Annotated in this window: 18 protein-coding genes; 6 read left to right on the forward strand and 12 right to left on the reverse strand. The window is 42.2% G+C overall.

Annotated features, from left to right (window positions below; genetic code table 11):
* Positions 1–5 precede the first annotated feature (5 nt).
* The gene (locus tag AM500_RS06925) at positions 6–2,189 is read left to right on the forward strand and encodes a malate synthase G (RefSeq protein ID WP_053598582.1); all 2,184 of its coding nucleotides are present in this window, start codon (positions 6–8) and stop codon (positions 2,187–2,189) included.
* A 47-nt stretch (positions 2,190–2,236) separates the two neighbouring features.
* Here the strand turns inward: AM500_RS06925 and galU are convergent, their stop codons facing one another.
* The 9 genes from galU to AM500_RS06970 form a co-directional block, all read right to left on the reverse strand.
* Entirely contained in the window at positions 2,237–3,121 is an 885-nt protein-coding gene (gene galU / locus AM500_RS06930) for a UTP--glucose-1-phosphate uridylyltransferase GalU (protein ID WP_053598583.1), read from the reverse strand.
* Positions 3,105–3,284, reverse strand: coding sequence for a hypothetical protein (locus tag AM500_RS25785; protein WP_053598584.1), 180 nt, complete (start codon positions 3,282–3,284; stop codon positions 3,105–3,107). The genes galU and AM500_RS25785 overlap by 17 nt, the downstream gene beginning before the upstream one ends.
* Before the next feature lie 198 nt (positions 3,285–3,482).
* Positions 3,483–4,670, reverse strand: coding sequence for a teichuronic acid biosynthesis protein TuaH (gene tuaH, locus AM500_RS06940; RefSeq protein ID WP_053598585.1), 1,188 nt, complete (start codon positions 4,668–4,670; stop codon positions 3,483–3,485).
* A gap of 12 nt (positions 4,671–4,682) precedes the next feature.
* Positions 4,683–5,441: a teichuronic acid biosynthesis protein TuaG gene (gene tuaG, locus AM500_RS06945; protein ID WP_053598586.1), complete on the reverse strand. Its 759-nt coding sequence runs from the start codon at positions 5,439–5,441 to the stop codon at positions 4,683–4,685.
* A gap of 12 nt (positions 5,442–5,453) precedes the next feature.
* Positions 5,454–6,134, reverse strand: coding sequence for a hypothetical protein (locus AM500_RS06950; protein WP_053598587.1), 681 nt, complete (start codon positions 6,132–6,134; stop codon positions 5,454–5,456).
* Between the two features lie 12 nt (positions 6,135–6,146).
* Complete coding sequence (gene tuaE, locus AM500_RS06955; RefSeq protein WP_053598588.1) at positions 6,147–7,631, reverse strand: teichuronic acid biosynthesis protein TuaE; 1,485 nt, start codon at positions 7,629–7,631, stop codon at positions 6,147–6,149.
* A gap of 78 nt (positions 7,632–7,709) precedes the next feature.
* Positions 7,710–9,047: a UDP-glucose 6-dehydrogenase TuaD gene (tuaD, locus tag AM500_RS06960; RefSeq protein ID WP_082347163.1), complete on the reverse strand. Its 1,338-nt coding sequence runs from the start codon at positions 9,045–9,047 to the stop codon at positions 7,710–7,712.
* Positions 9,048–9,070: 23 nt separating this feature from the next.
* Complete coding sequence (tuaC, locus tag AM500_RS06965) at positions 9,071–10,273, reverse strand: teichuronic acid biosynthesis protein TuaC (RefSeq protein WP_053598590.1); 1,203 nt, start codon at positions 10,271–10,273, stop codon at positions 9,071–9,073.
* A gap of 167 nt (positions 10,274–10,440) precedes the next feature.
* On the reverse strand, positions 10,441–11,103 hold the full coding sequence (locus AM500_RS06970) for a sugar transferase (RefSeq protein WP_053598591.1): 663 nt from the start codon (positions 11,101–11,103) through the stop codon (positions 10,441–10,443).
* Between the two features lie 506 nt (positions 11,104–11,609).
* Between AM500_RS06970 and AM500_RS06975 the strand changes: the two genes are divergently transcribed.
* Complete coding sequence (locus tag AM500_RS06975) at positions 11,610–12,953, forward strand: RNA-guided endonuclease InsQ/TnpB family protein (protein WP_053598592.1); 1,344 nt, start codon at positions 11,610–11,612, stop codon at positions 12,951–12,953.
* Between the two features lie 243 nt (positions 12,954–13,196).
* Here the strand turns inward: AM500_RS06975 and galE are convergent, their stop codons facing one another.
* The gene (galE, locus tag AM500_RS06980; protein WP_053598593.1) at positions 13,197–14,249 is read right to left on the reverse strand and encodes a UDP-glucose 4-epimerase GalE; all 1,053 of its coding nucleotides are present in this window, start codon (positions 14,247–14,249) and stop codon (positions 13,197–13,199) included.
* 419 nt (positions 14,250–14,668) lie between these two features.
* Between galE and AM500_RS06985 the strand changes: the two genes are divergently transcribed.
* The 4 genes from AM500_RS06985 (at position 14,669) to AM500_RS07000 (ending at position 19,613) form a co-directional block, all read left to right on the forward strand.
* Positions 14,669–15,376 (forward strand): response regulator transcription factor, encoded by a 708-nt coding sequence (locus AM500_RS06985; protein ID WP_053598594.1) that lies wholly within the window; start codon positions 14,669–14,671, stop codon positions 15,374–15,376.
* Positions 15,366–16,802 carry a sensor histidine kinase gene (locus AM500_RS06990; protein ID WP_053598595.1) on the forward strand — a complete coding sequence of 479 codons (1,437 nt, stop codon included), beginning with the start codon at positions 15,366–15,368 and terminating at the stop codon, positions 16,800–16,802. Before AM500_RS06985 ends, AM500_RS06990 begins: the two co-directional genes overlap by 11 nt.
* 334 nt (positions 16,803–17,136) lie before the next feature.
* Complete coding sequence (locus tag AM500_RS06995) at positions 17,137–18,396, forward strand: S1C family serine protease (protein ID WP_053598596.1); 1,260 nt, start codon at positions 17,137–17,139, stop codon at positions 18,394–18,396.
* A gap of 338 nt (positions 18,397–18,734) precedes the next feature.
* Positions 18,735–19,613 (forward strand): peptidylprolyl isomerase, encoded by an 879-nt coding sequence (locus AM500_RS07000; RefSeq protein ID WP_053601651.1) that lies wholly within the window; start codon positions 18,735–18,737, stop codon positions 19,611–19,613.
* A 214-nt stretch (positions 19,614–19,827) separates the two neighbouring features.
* Here the strand turns inward: AM500_RS07000 and katA are convergent, their stop codons facing one another.
* Both katA and AM500_RS07010 read right to left on the reverse strand, forming a co-directional pair.
* Positions 19,828–21,282: a catalase KatA gene (gene katA / locus AM500_RS07005; RefSeq protein ID WP_053598597.1), complete on the reverse strand. Its 1,455-nt coding sequence runs from the start codon at positions 21,280–21,282 to the stop codon at positions 19,828–19,830.
* A gap of 351 nt (positions 21,283–21,633) precedes the next feature.
* Positions 21,634–22,401 carry a C39 family peptidase gene (locus tag AM500_RS07010; RefSeq protein ID WP_053598598.1) on the reverse strand — a complete coding sequence of 256 codons (768 nt, stop codon included), beginning with the start codon at positions 22,399–22,401 and terminating at the stop codon, positions 21,634–21,636.
* Between the last annotated feature and the right edge of the window lie 137 nt (positions 22,402–22,538).

Raw genomic sequence — 22,538 nt, forward strand, 5'->3', positions numbered from 1 at the left:
GAAAGTTGGGGAATTATGAGAAGGCAGGAGTTTTGCAGGTATCAAGTGAACTGTACAAGTTCATTGAAAAGGAAGTTCTGCCTGGTACACAAGTGGATAGCAAGGAGTTTTGGGAAGGCTTTGGCAAGCTTGTCGAGGATTTGTCTCCAAAGAACCGGGAATTGCTGGCCAAGCGTGATGAATTTCAGGAAAAACTGAACAGATGGCACCGCGAACAAGGCGAAGCGTTCAATTTTGAGGAATACAAAGCGTATCTTGAAGAGATTGGCTATCTTGAGCCGGAACCGGAAGACTTCAAAATTGGTACCGAAGGGGTAGATGGCGAGGTTGCCCTTCAGGCGGGTCCACAGCTAGTTGTTCCAGTTGACAATGCCCGTTATGCATTGAATGCGGCGAATGCCCGCTGGGGAAGCCTGTACGATGCTCTTTACGGAACAGATGCCATACCAGAAGAAGGTGGGGCTGAAAAGGGAATCGGCTATAATCCTGTCCGTGGAGCCAGTGTTATTGAGTTCGGAAGGAATTTTCTAGACAATGCAGCACCTTTTGAAGGGGCATCCCATAAAGATGTTGTAAATTATACCATTGAGGATGGAAATCTCGCTGGATTACTTGTGGGCGGCAAGAAAGCGTATCTAAAGGAGCAAGAAAAATTTGCTGGCTACAACGGCAGAGCTGAAGAACCGACAGCTATTCTTTTAAAAAACAATGGATTGCATTTTGAAATTCAGATTGACCCTTCCCATTCTATTGGAAAGACCGATAAGGCCGGTGTAAAGGACATCCTGATTGAAGCGGCAATCTCGACAATAATGGACTGCGAGGATTCGGTAACTGCTGTTGATGCAGAAGATAAGGTTCGTGTGTACAGGAATTGGCTTGGCTTGATGAGGGGAGATTTGACTGCGACGTTCACTAAGGGCGGCCGAGAAATGACTAGGAGCATGAACGCTGACCGTACCTATCTTTCACCAAATGGCGATGAGTTTTCCTTGAACGGGCGCTCGCTTATGTTCATCCGAAACGTCGGTCACTTGATGACATCGAATGCAATTCTTGATTCCGAGGGGAATGAAGTCCCGGAAGGAATCATGGATGGTGTCTTTACAAGCCTTATTGCAAAGCATACGCTGCTCGGCAATGGAAACTACCAAAATACGAAACAGGGTTCAATCTATATCGTCAAGCCCAAAATGCATGGCGCTGAAGAGGTTGCGTTTGCCAATGAGTTGTTTAATAGAATTGAAGATCTCATCGGGGTGAATCGCCATACGCTGAAAATTGGTGTCATGGATGAAGAAAGAAGAACCACACTCAATCTTAAAGCGTGCATTCGGGAAGTCAAGGACCGGATTGTGTTTATCAATACTGGTTTCCTAGACAGGACTGGAGATGAAATCCACACATCAATGGAAGCTGGGCCAATGATTCGAAAAAATGATATGAAGTCTTCCAAGTGGCTTGCTGGCTACGAAAAGTCCAATGTGTTCACTGGCCTTTCAGTAGGATTTCAGGGCCGTGCCCAGGTTGGCAAAGGAATGTGGGCTATGCCTGACTTGATGGCAGCTATGCTCAAGCAGAAAATAGGCCATCCGAAGTCTGGCGCGAATACAGCATGGGTACCGTCCCCGACTGCTGCTGTCCTGCATGCGCTTCATTATCATCAGGTCAATATTAAGGAAATACAGGATATATTAAAGGCTGATGCGAAAGATTTGCGAGATGAAATCCTTCAGATACCAGTTGCTGAAAATAGAGACTGGAGTCCTGAGGAAATTCAGGAAGAACTCGATAACAACGCACAGGGCATCCTTGGTTATGTGGTCCGCTGGGTAGAGCAGGGTGTAGGTTGCTCAAAAGTTCCTGATATCAACAACATTGGTCTGATGGAGGACCGTGCAACACTTCGTATTTCCAGCCAGCATATGGCCAACTGGCTTCACCATGGAATCTGCAGCGAAGCGCAGGTTCTTGAAACCTTCAAGCGGATGGCAAAAGTGGTTGATAAGCAAAATGAACTAGACCCGTTTTACAGGCCAATGTCCACGGATTATGAAAGGTCTGTTGCCTTCCAGGCAGCCCTCGACCTGGTGTTCCAAGGATACGAGCAGCCTAGCGGCTATACGGAGCCTATCCTTCACAGAAGACGCCAAGAGGCAAAGGCAAAATTTCTGGTGGAAAATAGATAGAAATTTAACAAGCAAAGAGCCGGGCACCCTTTAGTGTCCGGCTCTCGTTATGATTTCACAACTTGTTCCGCTTCAAGAAGGTCTCGCATCAGCGGCAGTATTTCAGACTTCAAGTCAGGATCATCCATTGCGAATTCAATTGAGGTCTTAATAAACCCGGCTTTTTCACCGACGTCGTAGCGTTTACCCTCAAATTCATATGCGAATACACGCTGAATTTGGTTAAGCTTTTGAATGGCATCTGTCAGCTGTATTTCACCACCAGCACCCATTTCCTGAGAATCCAGAAACATGAATATCTCAGGTGTTAAAATGTACCTTCCCATGATGGCTATATTGGAAGGGGAGGTCCCAGGCTTTGGCTTTTCGACGAAGTTGGCAACCTGATAACGACGTCCGTTTTGGTCAATCGGTTCAACAATTCCGTAGCGCTGAGTTTCACTTTCCGCGACTCGCTGTACACCGATGACTGAGCTTCGTGTTTCATCATATACATTTGAAAGCTGCTTTAAACAAGGCACTTCACTTTTAACTATGTCATCTCCAAGCAAGACAGCAAATGGTTCATCGCCAATAAAATTTCTGGCACACCAAACCGCATGGCCAAGCCCCTTTGGTTCCTTTTGCCGAATATAATGGATATCGAAATTCGAGGCTGCCTGGACCTTTTCTAGTAATTCGTACTTTTCTTTATGCAAAAGGTTTTGTTCAAGGTCTACATTTCTGTCAAAATGATCCTCGATGGCTCGTTTTCCTTTTCCCGTTACGATAATGATGTCTTCAATTCCGGCCTGAACCGCTTCCTCCACAATATATTGAATGGTTGGCTTATCGACGATGGGCAGCATCTCTTTAGGCATTGCCTTCGTTACTGGAAGGAATCGTGTTCCCAGCCCCGCGGCAGGTATTATCGCCTTACGCACTTTTTTCACTAACACCAAATCCCTTCAGAATGATTTTGAAAAGTGTTGTCCTCTCCGAATGGGAGGGCTTTGGATTTCGCCTCTCCTTCGGGACAAAAAAAGAATAATAGAATATGACTCCAAAACACGCCGAAACAAAGATCAGGAACAGGACATTAAGTATGTGAGCCATCTTATACCTCCTACCAGGAATCTGGGAAACTGGTATTACTGGTTTTTGAAGACGCATGTAACTTCCTACAACCTAAGTGTACCCTTTGCTTGAAAAGGTATGGTTACTGGGGTGTAAAGGTTTTGTTAGGATCTGGTTGGAATGTAAATATTGTGTTGATTTGTAAAGGAGACGACTAAGTGCTTACATGATTTCGGATTAACCAGCACTTGCTGGCAATTCATTCTTTTTTTCAGAAACAAGATCCATCATCTCCTCAAAAATGGAACCCCAGTCTTTTGTTTTGGCTAATTCTTTTCGCCTGTTTATATAAGATTGAATCCCAATTGTTCCTTCAACCTTTTCACAAGCTTGGATAAAACTGTTCCCATCCTCGGCATACTCGTAAATCATGTCTTCTGCATACTTCTTTGTGGAGGGAAGATGGACTCCTACGGCTGGCTTTCCTGCTGCCAGAAATTCATACAGCTTTAAAGGGAATACGGCATTATTATAAGGTGACGGTTTGTAAGGCATCATTCCAATATCCACTAGATTCATATATTTTGGAACGTTTTCTGGAGGTATACTTCCTGTCCAGATGACATTTGGCTCTTGCAGCATCTCTTTAAATTCAGGATTTCCGCCTGTTCCGTCGGGGCCGACAAACAGAAATAGCCATTCTCGTTTTTGGCGTGCCGCCTTTGTAATTAGCGAGAAATCGAGCTTCGGTTTGATGCCGCCAATGAACCCTAAGATGGTTCCTTCAAATCCTGGTACAACGTCAGCAGCCCTTTTCTCGTTTGCAAATAAAGAATATTCCACACCATTTTCAAAGGTGTAAACGTGGGAAGCCGCTGAAGCTCCGAGCTTCCTGACGATTTGTTCACGCAAGTAATCCGATGTGCAGAAGATTAGGTCTGCTCGTTTAATAATCCGTTCTTCCGCAGCAGAAATTACGTTTTTTCTTAAAGCGGCAGCCATAGAGGGGGATCCGCTTAATGGGGAAGACCAAAAATCACTGCAGTCATAGATAACCTTGTCCCAGGAGTAAAGGTCAGCCAGAAGGGGGTATCCCGGAAACGTGTACCAAAGAATCAACTTACATTGATCCCCAGATTGTTTAAGGGACTCAAGGAAAGGGTTCATTTTAATTTTATAAAAGCGATCTATGTATCTGCCAAAGCGGAACACCTTCTGCGGAAGCAAATCCTGAATTGCCCACTGTCTAATACCATTTGGCAGAGTGACAACGTAAGTATCGTTTTTAGTAGGGGTTGGGCAAAGCCAGATTACGTCGTGAGTTTCTGGCAGGCCATGAAGATACTCGGCTAATCTGTGCCTTCGATATCTTAAGCTATCCTGGCCCCATTCACCTGTTGCAACAATAATATGAATGTTTTTCATTTGCTCCACCCCTTAAATTCTTTTTACTACCGCATTAAAGGCATAATGCGAGAAGCACCAGAATGCCTTTACTACATTTAGCTTTTCTACCTTGCGATAGACGAACCAGTTCATCTTCGCGGCTTTCCATTTGTTTTTTGAGATTGACGAATTGCCGACTCGGTATTCAGCAAGGATTTCATTTAAGCCATAAGCAGTAAACCCTTTTTTCAGGATAGACAGCCATGTGGCAAGATCCTGTCTTGTCCTTATATTCGGCATTTTGAATTCCCCGGTTTGATGCTTGTCAATCATGACAGTTAGCGTTCCGACAATGGTGTTTTTTAATAAATGATCATAAGAAATTTGTTCTGGAGCCAATACGTGCTTATTCACAGGTTTTCCATCTGAATTAATCATTTCGTATGCTGTGAAAGTAAATGCATGATGATGTTGCTGCATAAATTGCAGCTGTTTCTCAAGTTTTTCCGGCTTCCATCTATCATCGCTATCCAAAAAAGCTATGTACCTTCCTGCTGCCAGTCCGATCGCAGTATTTCTGGCAACTGCAGCACCACCGTTTTCACTTAGGGGGATTACCCGTATTCTCTCGTCAGCCTGTGCATACTTTTTTAGCAGCGGAAATGTTTCGTCGGTCGAGCAATCATCAACAATAATCATTTCCCAGTCTCTAAAGGTTTGGTTTTGCACAGATGCAATCGTTTCGCCTATAAACTCGCTGGCATTATATGAGGGTGTAATAATTGAAACAAGTGGCAGCTTCTTATTCACCTGGTCAACCTCCTACTGTTTTTGCTCACGAACAAGTTCCGGTATAACTATCCATAATAAGGCGAGGGTCAACCCGATCAACACTCCTAGTACAGCACGGGCTTTTGACGAAACTGCGTTTACTCCGATTTCTTGTTGGTCAGCTGCTTTTAGGAGCACAGCTGGCTTCATCGTAAGTTGTGCTGACTGCAGTTCATATAAAAAGCGCTGTTGATCAACCTTGGCGTCTGGCCCGACAGTTTCATTTCTCAATTGATCAATCGACTTTTTCATAATCTCCTGTTTTTGTTCATAGTGGGATTGATCAAGTTTTAAAAACGCCTCCGCGATTTTGTTGACTACCTGAATGGAATCCTCTTGTGAGTGATTCTTAAAGGAAATCCTGATATTTGTTTCAGACACAGGTGTCACACTCAAATCGTTAAGAATATCTTCCTTATATTCTTCGTAAATATCAGGAAGATGTTCTTTGTAAAAAGGTAAATTAGATAATAAAACAATCACTTGCTTTGTTTTGTTCAAATTGGGATTTTCATAGCTTCCTAAAGAGATTTCGGCATGAGCAGGTATATCAGATTCAGATGAACCAAATGGAAGAAACCAGCCGAGGGCACCAAGGAAAACAGGCAAAACAATTAGTAAAATAAAATGCTTCTTCGTTCTTTCAATCAATCTAGCAGCGACAAGTTCCATGCCAAAGGCTCCTTAAACTATTATTTTGGATAAGGTAGATTCTTTATTTCCTGGTGAGAAGGATAATTCCCGAGCGGGTAAAGATTTTATAACAGAAACAACCGAAATAACAAAGCCCAGAAAGACCCAATGGAAATAAAGGTTAATCATCGTACTCGGGCTTATGCTGGAAACGAGGAAAGCCGCCATCGCCAGCAGGCAGGCTTCAAGGAGAACTTTAATTTTTCCTCCTCCCAATCCATATAGCTTGTAAAGGCTAAAAAAGAGATAGCCATACATTAGGACATAACCGAAAAACACGAGAATTCCAAAGTTCCCCAGTATTTCCGCCAACCAGTTATGGACTTCCACGACATAATTAGTATGAAAGAGAGGGTTGTTTTTCAAATAGTATGAGATATTGCCTGCACCTACACCAAAGCCGAGTGACTCTCCCAAGTAATGCAATGTATTTTTCAATAGGTTTATGCGTGATACATTAGAGGCCAGGGGCTCGTACTTCGGTTGATAGCCTGAAGACAGGAACAGGAGGCCGAAAACTTTTTCAAACTGGATAAATATCAGAATTGCCCCAACAACTACTGCAGCTGCAGCAAGATATATTGCTAACTTCTTCAGAACTTTAGGCAGGTGTAAAAAGAGATAAAGTAAAAGCCCGGCAAACAGGGCAAGCAGGCTGGCCCTGGATTCAGTTAAATAAATAAGATAACCGGAAAGAAGGACAAGCAGTGTCATGATCGTTTTTAATGTACCATTTGCACAGTTCTTAGCAGCAACTAGGTAAAAGAAAAATGAAATGGTTAAGAAAGTCGCAAAATCATTTTGGTTATAAAATACCGATGTGGGATATCCCAGCTTGTATTCTGGTCCTCCGTATAGGGTGGAGGAGGGCAGCTGTATGTGAAGAAAATGATTCATCAGGCCGACGATCATCAATGGAATGCTCATCAGCATCCAAAGGATATACACCATCCACAGCTTTGTAAGACTTTTAAACGTAAAAACTGCCAAAAACACAAACAAGATCCCAATACCAAGAAGAAATATGTATTTTATTCCATCTATCACCGATTTTGCCCAGACCAATGATACGCAGGCGTATGCGAGCCAAAACAAGAGAAATAACATTACGCCTTTAACCTGTACTTCACTCCAATAGCGAGGCAGCATCCGGTCCCGTGCAATATGAACCAGGAAAATGCACACGGCAGCAATTAGAAGCAGCCTATAAAGAAATAAAGTAAAGAAACCAACTTCGATGCTTAGAAACGATTGGTTGAGAAAAGTAGAAGCTACAAGCAGATACATAATGGCAACAGATAGCTGCCTGAAGCTTACATTCGGTTTTATAAATGCCGACAGGATTAATAAAGCCCAAACTCCAGAAAAGGCTAGAAATTGACCCATCACACCGGCGGAGTAACAGATTGCTAGCAGGCCAATAAATAGGAAAGCGGATGTTCCTGTTGCATATTTAATGTTGATTTTTCTCTCCATACTTTCCCTTCTCCTTTTTACCAAGGCTCTAATTGGCCACCCTACTATTCCCCATCCGGGGGAGTGTTCACTTTCCTGTTAAATTACATGGGACACAAGCGTGTTTTCACTATAAACCGCTGGGCGGCCTGTTGAGATGTAAGTATACCCAAGCTGATGCATGAGGCCGAGGTCAAATATATTCCGTCCATCAATCATAATAGGCCGTTTCAAAAGCTGCTTTGCCTTGGTTAAATCAAGCTGTTTCACTTCCGACCAGTCAGTAAGGATCACACATGCATCTGCATATTTTAACGTTTCATACATATCTGTTGAATAATCACACTGATTCCCAAGGTGTTTTTTCGCCTCATCGATTGCAATAGGATCGAAGGCTTTTACATTGGCGCCAAGTTTTTTCAACTGTGGGATAATATCGAGCGCAGGGGAATATCGGACATCATCCGTATTAGGCTTAAAGGCAAGACCAAGAACACTGATGGTTTTTCCTTTTAAAGAACCTAAGGAATTGATCAGCTTTTCTACAACCTGGTTCCTTTGATGTTCGTTTGTTTCCATGACCGCTTTAATCAGCTGAAAATCATATCCGCAATCACTTGCTATATGCAAAAGGGCTGCTGTATCCTTTGGAAAACAAGAGCCTCCAAATCCAACCCCAGCCTGTAAAAACTTATTGCCAATCCTTTTGTCCAGTCCAATTCCTTCGGATACTTTGCTTACATCGGCGCCCACACGCTCACATATGTTGGCAATGTCGTTAATAAAGGATATCTTTGTCGCCAAAAAGGCATTTGCTGCATATTTGATTAGCTCTGCACTTTCTACCGTGGACTTTACTATCGTTGATGTAAACGGCTTATGAAGCTCAGCAAGGATTTCATAGGCTTTTTCGCTTGTAGTGCCAATCACGGCACGATCCATATTCATGCAGTCTTTAATAGCTGTTCCTTCACGCAAGAATTCGGGGTTTGATGCAATATCAAACTGTTGGTTCTTAGGAGCATGGCTTCGGATAATCGTTTCTACAAGCTTGCCTGTCCCAACTGGTACAGTACTTTTCGTGACAACCACCTTATAGCTATTCAGATTTTTGCCGATGGTTTCTGCAACCTGTTTGACATACGTTAAATCTGCTTCTCCATTTGCTGACATCGGGGTCCCGACCGCAATAAAAATTACTTCAGCCTGTCTGACCGCCTGTTCAATATCCGTAGTAAAATCAAGCTTCTTTTTTTCCACGTTTCTCTCCACGAGCTCCTCTAATCCTGGCTCATAAATGGGCATAATCCCTTGTAAGAGGCCCGATATTTTGCTTTGATTTATGTCAGCGCATGTTACGTTATTGCCTGCTTCTGCAAAACAAGTTCCAGACACAAGCCCCACATATCCAGTCCCGATTACCGTTATCTTCTTCACAATGATCGTCCCCTTTTGTACATTTATTTACTCTTGCTTAAAAGTTGGTTTCCTTTAAGTACTTTTTGATACAAAGCAACGAGTTCATCAGCATTCTTACTGGCATCATAGTGTTCCTGTACACGGGAACGCAGCTCATACCCAATCTTTTTAAGGTTTACGTTTCCATACAGATACTCCTGAATTCCCGCGACAAGGTCTTCAACGGATTGGGGTTCAATTAAAAGCTTGCCATGCTCCCCAAACAACTCCGGGACATCGCCAACTCTGGTGCAGATAACTGGCACCTTTAGGGCAAGTGCCTCTATCACAACCGTTGGCATGCCTTCCCGGTAGGAGGGAAGTACGAATATATCGCTGGCAGCCAAGTAATCTTTTACCCTTTCATTTTCTACCTGTCCGATTAGGAATAGCCGTTTATTTAATTCCGGATGAGATTTTAACTTTCCATAAGCTGGCCCATCCCCGACATAGACTGCAGCAACCTCTGCTGGCAGTTCTTCAAGCGCCTTGGCGAGTTCGAAAACTCCCTTTGTCTCTATTAATCTCCCGATAAATAAGACAAGTTTTTTATCAAGCGGAAGTGCCAGCTGCTTACGAATTTCCAGCTTAAATTGCTTTGGTTCTTTAAAGCGGGATAAATCAATCCCGATTGGAAGAAAGGAGCTATCTCTTCCGCTCATTGCTTTCGCTGTTACTTGCAAATTTCTGCCCACTGACACGACATGGTTTGCTCCTTTGACAGACTGGAGAAATGCTTTCATCGCACTATTGCTATAGTGTGGATAGACATTTACATCACTGCCATGCAAGGTTAATAGCCATGGAAGGCTTGTAGCTTGAGCGACAAGCCTAGCAGCTCCTCCAGAGGGCATGGCAAAGTGTGCATGAATCAAGTCGGGCTCGATGTTGAATTCGATTATCGTCTTTAATACAACGGCAGCTATTCTTTGGTCAGGCTGAACCCACCTAAGCTGCCCCGGAAATGCCATATAAGGAGGCCGGTAAACTGTAATACCTTTACGTACATACCTGAGTGGCATGTTATCCAGGGCCCGGTACTTTTTTTTCATATAACGGATTACCGCCGGGTTTCTTGGTACCGGGCAGATGACAGTAACTTCAATACCTAGCCTGGCGAGCATCTGAACTTGTGTTTCATGGAAAACACCGCTCCCGGGCTGTTCAGGGCTTGGATATACACTTGTTATCCATAAAACCTTCATAGTTGGCCGGCCTCCTGTCCCTTCATGACTAATGAGATAAACTGCGGATAACATTTGTAAAGGAGTAGTACTTATCAAGATAGTGGAAATGTTCAATCCATTTCACACCACGATTGCTTTGCTTGCTATTGGTTGATTTTTGCTTTTAGTTCTACTTGCGTTTGAAATCAACGCGCTCCCTCACCAGTAAAAAGAATCTTGAATGTCTTCATCATAATTTTCATTTCAAACTTGAACGTTAGTTTCTGAATGTACTCCAAATCATATTGAAGCTTTTCTTCAGGTGTAATATCATAGCCGCCGTTTACCTGGGCAAGCCCTGTCAGTCCTGGTTTAACGAGCAGGCGTTTTTCAAATCCTGCAATCTCCTGATTGAACTTCTTTACAAAAACGGGCCGTTCAGGTCTTGGCCCAACAATTGACATGTCTCCCTTTAAAACCAAAAGGAGCTGTGGCAGTTCATCAATCCGTGTTTTTCGAATAAATGCACCCACCCTGGTAACGCGGGGATCGCATTTCGCCGCCCATCTAGCACCTTGCTTTTCTGCATCGATTCTCATCGACCTGAGTTTAATAATTTTAAAGGTTCTGCCATTCTGGCCAACTCTCTCCTGAAAATAGAAAGGAGAACCAGGGGTCTCCAAAATGATTAGCAGAGCAAAAAGTAAGATGACGGGAAGAGACAGCACAATGCCGATGCCACCAATTACAATATCAATAATTCTCTTTAAATAGAGGTATTGATATGCATCTCTTGAAAGTGATAGATTGGAGATTTCTTTGACTCTTGCATAATCGTGATAGAAATTGTAGGCCTTTTCTGTACTCACAAACACACCACCCAAGCCACATTTTGTAACTGACATATAGAGTTTAGCCATAATTCGTGAAGAAGATATTGAGCCTTTACTAATACTTTGTAAGGATTGTTAAGACTTTTCTAAAAATTTGATTTCTTGTAAGCTTTTTTACATCTGTGTAAATTTAAGAAAGGAAAATTGGAGGATATATATATATAGAAGGAAAAGGGGACTGACAATCTTAAAGTGTTACACTTTTGTCATAAAGGTAATCTTACTGATTGGTACTTTTAAGAAATCAATAAGTAAACCATTTCTTTTTCTTCATTGATTTTTAACGAATTTTAGCCAGAAGTCCCCTTCCTCAAAAATCCGAAAGATTTTAGGTGGGGGATGAATGGAGTGTGTTTCTGTTTTGGCTTAGAAATGAAACCGGTTAAAAATATATATGCTAACACAAGACAAACATACGTTCCGTTTGGTAAAATATTCTTATATAGTAGTTTCGTTCAAACATGGACAAGGGAGGTGAAAAGATGGCTACCGACAAGAATGGAAACTATATAAAAGGTACCAAAAAAGAGCTGCCTGAAGGTTGGGTTACGTATGGCTTTCGTTTTGCAATATTCCCGGCTGAAGAAGATAGAAAAGTATTAGAACGCTCTTTCGGATGCGAACGAAAAGTATACAATGAGTATGTAGCTGCACTCTACGAACATTTGGAGAAAATCGGGTTTCAAGGCGGATTCATTCAATACAAAACTCCTAACTACACCACCATCACTCAGAAATATGACTTTCTCGATAAATCCAACGATTCGTTTGTTTACAATGATGCGAAAATCCGTTTTCAGGCCGCGGTGAAGAAATATAATGATGAATTCGCCAAAAAGCCGATGCAGTACAAAAAAGCGGTCCGGAAAAAGATGCGAACGGCTGGTTATGTTCCGACTCTGCGAGACATGAAAGGCCTCCCCAAATTCCACAGTAAGAAGCAAGGAAAGTTCAGCTACACCACCAATCAAACGAATGGAAATATTAAAATCGTCCAACGTAACGCCCAATCCCTGCTATGTATCCCGAAATTTCGAAATGGAATCCCGATTGCCATGCATCGTGAGTTACCTAAAGAAGCGATTATCAAGAAAGCGACCATTAAAAGGGAAGGAGATCGCTATATGGTATCGTTGTCTGTGGATTTTCCAATGAAGCAAGAGCCGTTACGGAGTAACATCGAGGAAGATGAAGTGCTGGCTCTGGATTATAGCCAAACTAATTTATACGTGGATAGCGAGGGGTGTAAAGCCGGGTATCCAAGGTACCATAAGATCATTGAAAAGCGCCAGAGACGGTTGAACAAATCATTGGCCAGGAAAAGGAATAGAGCTCTGGTCGATTCTGAGGACAGGATTCTTTACTCAACTACTTATCAAAACACGCTTAAGAACTATCAAAAAACCATGGCCAAGGCAAAAAACCAGCGGAAAGATTTTCTCCACAAAAGAAGCAATCAGATAACCAATGATTATGCCGCTATTGTGGTGGAAGACCTGGATTTGAGCAATTTGGCACAATGCCTGTCCCTGGGCAAGAAATTGCATGACAACGGGTTCGGCATGTTCCGAACCATGTTGGAGTATAAAGCGAAGAAAAAAGGAAAGCATCTTATCTTCGCAGATACATTCTTTCCTTCCACAAAACTATGCAGTGAATGCAATTCAAAAAAAGAAACAGTAAAACTCTCAGAGAGAGTGTATGTGTGCGAGCATTGCCGCACAAAAATGGATCGAGACTATAATGCGGCCAAAAATCTAAAACAGTACGGAATCAAGATACTGTCGGATTTAGGTTTTATGGCTGGGGTACCAGTGCCGGTATAGGCTGTATCCATTTTCAGTAGTGGCAGGGACGCCACGAATTCAAGGCTAGTGACATGAGGCGTTAGTCTTGTGGATGCCCTAGCAATAAAAGAAAAAGGTGAAAGCCTTTGGAAGCCCCCACTTCAAATTTCGTAGAAATTAAGTGGTGGGTAGTTCACAGGTGTGCAACTTGATGACAGGACGGTAATTCGGAATCGAAAAAAACACCGGAATATAGGCTCCGATGTTCTTTTCGACATATAATTAAACTTTTTCTGTAACCGGCTGCTTCTCAACCAGCTTACCTTTTACATAACCGTTAATATTATTCAACTGCCATCTCCACGAATCTGTGCACATTTCGTTAATTTCTTTTGTAGCGTGCCAACCAAGCTCATTTTTCGCCTTCTCGGGATTTGCAAAACATTCGGCAATATCACCAGGCCTGCGTTCGGTTACTTTGTAAGGTATCACTTTCCCGGTTGCTTTCTCAAAAGCCTGAATCACTTCAAAAACACTATATCCCTTTCCTGTGCCTAAGTTGTATGCATCGAATCCTGTTTCTGATTGAATTTTTTCCAATGCTTTTAAATGTCCAAGGGCCAAATCAACTACATGGATATAATCCCTTACACCTGTACCATCTTTGGTTGGATAATCAGATCCAAAAACCTTCAGCTCTCTTAATCTCCCGGCTGCTACCTGGGTGATATAGGGCATCAGGTTATTTGGAATTCCATTGGGGTCTTCCCCAATAAGGCCGCTCTGATGTGCCCCGATTGGATTGAAGTATCTAAGGCAGGATATGCTCCACTCGGGATCTGAGTTATAAAGATCTTTTAAGATTTCCTCAATGAATAGCTTGGATCGGCCGTACGGATTCGTCGACCCCAGGGGCAGATCTTCCGGGATAGGAACTGCTTTAGGAACTCCATATACAGTTGCCGAGGAACTGAATACCATTTTCTTTACCTCGAATTTTTTCATAACATCACAAAGGATTAAGGTGCCACCCACATTATTATGATAATAGCGAAGTGGATCTGTTACCGATTCTCCTACAGCTTTTAGTCCGGCAAAATGAATGACAGCATCTATATTGTTCTCGGCAAATACTGTCTCAAGGGTGCTCTTGTCCAATAAGTCAGCTTCATAAAAAGGAAAATCTTTACCTGTTATTTGTCTTATTCTTTCTAATGCCTCAGGATTGCTATTTGTAAAGTTATCAATTGAGACAATGTCATAATCTGCATTTAGAAGTTCCACACATGTATGGGACCCAATAAATCCTGCGCCACCAGTAACTAAAATAGCCATACACTACCTCCAAGAGTTATATTTTTTTCTGCACTATCCCGGCACCAAGGTAACTTTAAATTAAGAAATATCTGATAAAGGGATATAGTTCAGATTACCATTCCGTTAATAATATTCAGCCAAGATAGTGTTAAGTCTCCGTTATTTTTATGTAAAATAAATGGCAAGACAGGGATAGTTACAATCTATAAAAGAAATTTTTGATGGAAAAGCTGTATTAAAGGAGAATGTTTTTTTGCAAATTTGATTTGCAACTCCAATAGCGGAAATCAACAGATTTGTTTTAACACAGCTATTAAAAAAATATGAACAAACTATTTCTAAACAATTAATTAATCTGTAACAAACAGCAAACAAGTTGATTCACGGCCAAATTAGTTTTAACTTTGAAGTAAGGGTTTTATTTTGGAGGAGATTTTATGAGAATTCTCGTCATAGAGGATAATGAAAGTGTATGTGAAATGATCGGGATGTTTTTCCTAAACGAAGGAATAGAAGGCCAGTTTGTCCATAATGGGCTAGAGGGATATAACCGCTATAAAGCGGGCGGATGGGATTTGCTTATTGTCGACTGGATGCTGCCAGGCATGGATGGTGTGACGCTTTGCCGGAAAATCCGGCAAGAAAACAGTTCAGTGCCAATTATTATGCTTACTGCCAAGGATAGTGAATCGGATCAAGTGCTGGGGCTAGAGATGGGCGCGGATGATTATGTAACGAAGCCATTCAGCCCTTTAACACTAATGGCCAGAATCAGAGCTGTTGCCCGACGCTATCAAAATACGGCTGAAGGCACGCAAGAACCCAGGAATGTCATTTCAACAAAGCATTTTGTTATTGATAAAGATACAAGGGAAGTCAATTTGGATGGAAAAACGATAACAAACTTGACACCAAAGGAATTTGACCTACTATCCTTCCTGGCAACCAATCCAAGGCAGGTCTTTACTAGAGACCAACTGCTTGAAAGGGTTTGGGGCTACCAGTTTTATGGGGATGAACGAACGGTCGATGTCCATATTAAACGCCTCAGGAAAAAAGTTGGCACAAGTGCCCAGCCTTTTTTCCATACTGTATGGGGGGTTGGCTATAAATTCGATGAAACGGTAGAAACAAATGAAAATTAAGTACTTTTATCAGCAGTTGTTCAGCCATATTGGGGTACTGATTGCAGCATTCCTCGTCCTCAGTCTGCTGTTCACCAGTTATGTTGAAAAGATTGTATTTCAAAATAAAACAGACGAGCTGCTTGAATATGGGCGAAATATACTCATTGACCTGGGGCGCAGCGGGCAAAACCCAAGAGCAGTTGAGACGGTCATCAATCAATATGCAAGGGTGCTGTTTGGAAGGGATATTCAATTCAGTGTGTTTGAGGTAGATGAAAATCGAGTAGATTTGCTGAATCCAATTGACTGGCGTGGCCCAGCAATTGTTTTGACTCAGAATGACTGGGAACAGCTTCGTTCCGGAAGTCCAGTAGTAATCAAGTCAGACTTGAAACGCTATAACCAGAATGTATCGATTGTAACCGTCCCTTACATTACGGGTAGTGGATTCGTTGGTGGTGTTCTGTTAATTTCCCCAGTTAAAGGTCCTAGGGAAATGATTAGCGGTATCAATGAATATTTGCTGTACACAGTCTTGATTGCACTCGGGGTTTCATTCCTTCTCAGCTGGCTCCTATCTAGAATTCACGTAATCCGCATCAAGCGTATACAAAAGGCTGCCTCAGCGGTGGCAGCAGGAGATTATAGTGTACATGTGCCTTCCTCCCATTTTGATGATGAAATCGGAGAGCTTTCAAATGATTTTAACCATATGGTTAATAAGATTAGTCAGTCCATGGAGGAAATCGACAGCCTTGAAAACAGGCGAAGGCAATTCATGGCGGACGTTTCCCATGAAATGCGGACTCCGCTTACTACAATAAGTGGGATTATTGAAGGGCTCAGGAATGATATGATACCGGAGCAGGAAAAAGAAAAGGGCATAAACTTGGTAAGCAAAGAAACGAAACGGTTGATCCGGCTTGTTAATGAGAACCTGGACTACGAGAAAATCCGCTCCAACCAGGTCACTTTGAACAAGGAAGAAATTCAGCTATTGGAGGCTTTTGAAATTATCAAGGAGCAGCTCGACATGCAGGCGGAGGAGCGCGGCAATAAAATCGAGCTCAAAGTTAGTGAGGATATTATGATTTTTGCGGATTATGACCGGCTCCTGCAAATTTTAATTAACATTACCAAAAATAGTATTCAGTTTACTACAGATGGGAAGATCAGCCTTACCGGTTATGAAAAAGATGGCTTTAGCTTTATTGAAATTGAGGACACTGGTATTGGAATTGACGCTTCCGAAATTGAGAATATATGGCGCCGTTTTTACAAAGCTGATACATCAAGAAGGAACAATCCGTATGGTGCTTTCGGCCTCGGGCTTTCGATTGTAAAAAGGCTGGTTCGGCTCCATGACGGTGACATCCGTGTAGAGAGTCAAAAAGGAAAAGGAACGAAATTTACAATTATGATCCCAATGCCAAAAGGCTTTTGATTCTGCTGCAGGGAATAACCCTGCAGTATTTTTTTAGCTTTATAAAATGAACTTATGTAATGAAGTTAGTAATTGACTTCGCTTCGCAAAGGGAAGCTTCCAGAAATCATCATCGAAGTTAGACATAGGGAAGAAGTTTCTAGAAATATCCTCGCGGGGATATGTCGAAATTACCTGCCATGAGTGCTTCACTTCAAAATTCCCGCAGCAACCATTTTCCTCCTACGCACATTTATTATTACAAATTTAAAGGCCTTGCCTCAGTTTGTTAATAATTTGTTCATATCTCAGGTCTATCCTAAAGATAAATAAACAAAAGAAGCGGGAGGCATAAATGATGGATGATTTTAATAAAACCTATGGGCCATTCCTTCCAGAACCTCAGCATCAGCCTGAGCAACGCCAAGAACAGAAGCCAGAAAAGAAACCAGGTAAATTCAAACGGTTCCTTTCGACTGTTTTAGCGGGGGTCATTGGATCTGCTGTTACTTTGGGTGCGGTTTACTATACAGATTTCATTCCTTCTGGTTCCGATCAAGGGATAAAAGCAGCCGATACGGAGTCTATCTCCAACGCATCAGCTAATCTTGTACCGGCTGCTACTACTAGCAATGGAGAAACGGGTTCAATTGCAGATATGGTAGAGAAAGCATCCAAGGCAATTGTTGGGATTGTCAATATTCAGGAAAATAGCAACCCGTTCACTGGAAACAGTGGAAGTGTAGAAAGTGGTTCAGGTTCGGGTGTAGTTTTTAAGAAAGCGGGAGATTTTGCCTACATCGTGACCAATAACCATGTCATTGAGAATGCAACAAAGGTAGAGGTCTCCTTCTTTGATGGAGAGAAGGCAACAGCTCAAGTTGTCGGAGCAGATGCTTTGACCGACCTTGCAGTAATAAAAGTTGATGCAAAATATGCTTCACAAGCTCTCGACTTTGCAGATTCGTCGACCTTAAGGCCTGGGGATGAAGTATTTGCAATTGGTAATCCGCTGGGCTTGGATTTATCAAGGACTGTTACCCAGGGGATTGTCAGTGCGATAGACCGCAGCATTGACGTTTCGACTTCGGCAGGTCAATGGGAATTGGATGTTATTCAAACAGATGCAGCGATAAATCCGGGGAATTCTGGCGGTGCGCTAATCAATACAGCAGGTCAGGTAATTGGAATCAACTCACTAAAGATTTCTAATAGTGGAGTTGAGGGCTTAGGTTTTGCCATTCCAAGTAATGATGTCGTTCCAATTGTTAATGAATTGATTGAAAAAGGGAAGGTTGAACGCCCTTATCTTGGAGTAAGCCTTGCAGACCTCGAGGAAATCCATGCCTCTTATCTTGAAAACCTTCCTGATGGGGTTAAAGCAGGAACCATGGTCACATATGTACAGCCTGGATTTGGTGCTGATAAAGCTGGCATAAAGCAGCAAGATGTGATTGTTGAAATTAATGGGGAAAAAGTTGAAAATTCATCTGCTCTACGCAAATATTTGTACTCGAATGTAGAGGCAGGCGAAAAAATAACACTCACGTTTTACCGTGATGGAAAAAAAGAAACAGCAGATGTGATACTGACTGGAGATAGTATCGTTCATTAATCCTGGATGTTGCTGAAGCTGTTAAAGCAGGATGATTATTACAAATGACCAATTGGAAGAGCTGTTTTATAGGCGCAAAAACAGCTCTTCGTTTTGATGACATATCATTTAAAATACTATAAAGGTTAAACTGAAGAATGTCAGAAGCGTAGGTATTTTATTTAATGGAAGCGGAAGGCACGAAGACTCCTACGGGAGAAAAGGTCAGTGGGAGACCCCGCAGGGAGCAAAGCGACGAGGAGGCTCCCAGGCCGCCCGTGGAAAGCGAAGTGCCTGGAGCGAAAATTGCAAAAAAACTTAAGTTAAACCTATATAGGTTCAATCCAGGGGGAAAATATATGAAAAAGTTTATGAACAAGAAAGTACTAACAATAGTAGGCGGGATTGTTATTATTGCATTATTTGTTCTCGTTTCTGCAATTTCAGGACCGAAAGCAGCCGCAACAATTGATGGTGAAAAAATCACCACGGATGAACTGAATACGAAGCTAAGTCAAGCATATGGGGACACGATGCTTGAAACGATGATCAATAACAAGGTTGTCGAACTTGAGGCGAAAAAGGAAGATGTGGCTGTTACCCAAAAGGAAATTGACGCTGAGTTTGATAAACTTGTTGAGGTTTATGGCGGAGACGAGGCAATGGATGCGGCGCTTGAGCAAAATGGTGTCTCCAAAGAAATATTGAAGCAGGATATTGGGGATTATTTATTGGCGGACAAGCTAATGAGGGAAAAGATAAAGATTACCGATGAAGAAATGAAAACATTTTTTGAGGAAAATAAAGAAAGCTTCAATACTGAGGAACAGGTGGAGGCAAGCCATATTCTTGTGAAGGACGAAAAAACAGCCAAGGAAGTGAAGGGGAAACTTGATAAAGGAGAGGACTTTGCCGCGCTTGCTAAGGAGTATTCCACAGACACAGGAAATGCGGAAAGCGGCGGGGAACTTGGCTTTTTTGGCAAGGGTGACATGGTAGCGGAATTTGAGGATGTAGCCTTTAAGCTGGATGTTAACCAAATTAGCGAACCTGTTAAAACGGAGTATGGCTACCATATTATTAAAGTAACTGACAAGCAGGCTGCAAAAGAAGCAGTTTATGAAGAGAGCAAGGAAGATGTAAAGGAACAGATTTTCCAACAGAAATTCCAAACTGAGTATCCATCATGGCTGGAAGATGCAAAAAAAGAATACAAGATCGAGACATTCCTAAGCTAGAGAACAGGGGCCACTTATGTGGTCCTTTTTGTGCGGTGCCTGGCCACCCGATTTTTTTGTTTCACATATTGTGGGAGGCATAACTCTGGAGTGATAGGATACCAGTTAGCGGACCTTTCTTTTCTACACATATAGGATTTAGCCTCTGTATACAAAACAAACAATCCGTGGGGCAGTAACCCAACGGATTGTTTGTTTTTCTTTATAAAGTAAATTATGCCTCAACAGTAAGCTGGATGCCAAGGCCTTCAGCTACGCGAGTTCCATATTCTTTATCAGCCTTCAGAAAGTGCTGGATTTGGCGAAGCTTGATTTCTTCGTACTCAACCGGCTTCATGGCAGCAACGATGTTAGCAACAAGGCGGGATCTTTCTTCTTCGCTCATCAACCGATAAAGGTCGCCAGCTTGAGAATAATGGTCGTTATGGTCGTAAGCTGCAGATTGTGCCTCACCGGAAACAGCGAATGGAGCAATTTTGTTCTGTGTTGTTTCAACAGGGCCGCTGAAGCTGTTTGGTTCGTAGTATACGGAGCCGCCTCCATTATTGTCGAACCTCATTTGGCCGTCGCGCTGATAGTTGTTCACTTCCACACGTGGACGGTTGATAGGAAGAAGGTTATGATTTGCTCCTACGCGATAGCGATGTGCATCCGAGTATGCAAATAAACGCCCCTGAAGCATTTTATCAGGTGAAGCTTCAATACCAGGCACAAAGCTGCCAGGTGAGAAGGTAGCCTGCTCGACTTCGGCAAAATAGTTTTCAGGATTCTTGTTAAGAACCATTCGGCCAACTTCCTGAAGAGGATAATCCTTTTGGGACCAAACCTTAGTAACATCGAATGGATCGAAACGATATGTGTTAGCATCCTCCAGAGGCATGATTTGAACATATAGGGTCCATGCAGGATAGTCGCCTTTTTCGATTGAGTTGTGCAGGTCTTCAATATGATAATCCGGGTTTATGCCAGCAATTTCAGCTGCAGTTTCAGGGGCTAGATTGGCAATGCCCTGTTCTGTCTTGAAGTGGTATTTAACCCAGAATGCTTCACCTTTTGCATTGACCCATTTGAAGGTATGGCTGCCAAAACCGTGCATATGGCGGAAAGTCGCAGGAATGCCGCGGTCAGACATTAGGATGGTTACCTGGTGAAGTGATTCAGGCGAGAGAGACCAGAAATCCCAAACTGCAATAGGATTTTTCAAGTGAGACTTAGGATCCCGCTTTTGTGTATGTATGAAATCAGGGAACTTGATTGCATCGCGGATGAAGAATACCGGAGTATTGTTTCCTACCAGGTCATAGTTGCCTTCATCGGTATAGAACTTTACTGCGAAACCGCGAGGATCGCGTACTGTGTCAGCAGAGCCAAGCTCACCAGCCACTGTTGAGAAACGGATAAACATCGGAGTCCGCTTGCCTACTTCGGAAAGGAAGTTAGCCTTTGTAAATTGGGATACGTCCCTCGTTACTTCAAAATAGCCATGCGCTCCTGCGCCCTTGGCATGCACGACGCGCTCAGGAACACGTTCCCGGTTAAAGTGGGCCAGTTTTTCAAGCAAATGAACATCCTGAATCAAAGTAGGTCCGCGATGTCCGGCAGTAATTGAGTTTTGGTTGTCGCCGACTGGTGCACCCCAGCTAGTCGTAAGGTTTTTTCTGTTTTCCATTGTACAGCCTCCCTAACAAATATAATCATAGTAAAAATGAGGTTAATTGAAAATAACTATCATTTTATAATTATTATAATTTAGGAATCTTTCTATCGTCAATTTTTTTAACTAAAAATACAAATAATATTTTCGAGGTTAAGAAAAGAGGGTATAAAAAGGTAATATTAAACATGTATTTGGTTTTCAAGCCACCAGTGTAAAGTTTCGTAAACTGCAGCGGACGTAAGTAGGGAAAAGAAACATTGAGAATAACGATGATCTATGAAGGAGTCTCCCGGCTTCCATAACAAATCATTTTAGCAGCTAATGAAAAAATAAAAACACCGGTCCATCTAGGTCCGCTGTTTCTCAATTAATAACAATCGCTTGGCTGCCCAATTGCTCCCAAGCCTTTATGAAGTTAGTTTTATCAACTTTAAGATTTTTTGTCCCATACGGGTCGTTTACGTAAATATGGCTTTCATCATAACCAGTTATAGCAACACTGTGCATATTAAAAGTAATTTGTACGGGACCATCGGGTGTTTCCCATGTTTCGAAATTACCTTCTCCAAGAGGGGCGTAAATTGTATTGATAATTACCCAGACAGGTTTACTTTCGGAAAGCTTTTCAATTACTCTATCAAAAGATTGGCCAGTGAGATTTTCTGCTCGTTCCCCTGCATACTTTTTTGCCAGGTTAAAAATAGGTTTATGATAAACTCCCAGACCAGGCCCGTTTTCCATATCGCCAACAAAGCCGGCATTCGGATTTCCCTTTTTACCGTTCCCGTAGTTTAGAGGAACATGCTCAATGGAATCAGCTAATTCATTTTTTGATACATCGATTCCTTGAAAGGTTAATATCATTGCCAGGCTTGTTACTTCACAACCATTATATAGCCTCGGAGCCGCCATTTGTTTAAATAATGGTACATCGAGAATCATTTTATCTGGCAGGGAAATTGGAACCTCTTTTAAAGACAATGTACGTTCTGCTTCTGGTGCTTCCGTATATGTTACTAGTTGTTCAGGCGGAGCGGAGGAGGCTTTTTCCTTATATGGATTATCAAATGCGGCTACTACAACAACAGAAATACCTGCTAATGCAACGCCCAATTTCCAAAATTTTTTCATTCCTGACCTCCTCGACAAAATGCTTCAATAATTAACAAAATTTTATTCCCTCTATACCAATCTATCAAACTTTTTTTAAAAAGCTAGTTTTTAGAGAAAATTGAGAATTTCCTCCTATAGTTAATGTGGAGTAAACA

It is taken from the genome of Bacillus sp. FJAT-18017 (genome assembly GCF_001278805.1).
Lineage (GTDB): Bacteria > Bacillota > Bacilli > Bacillales > Cytobacillaceae > Bacillus_D.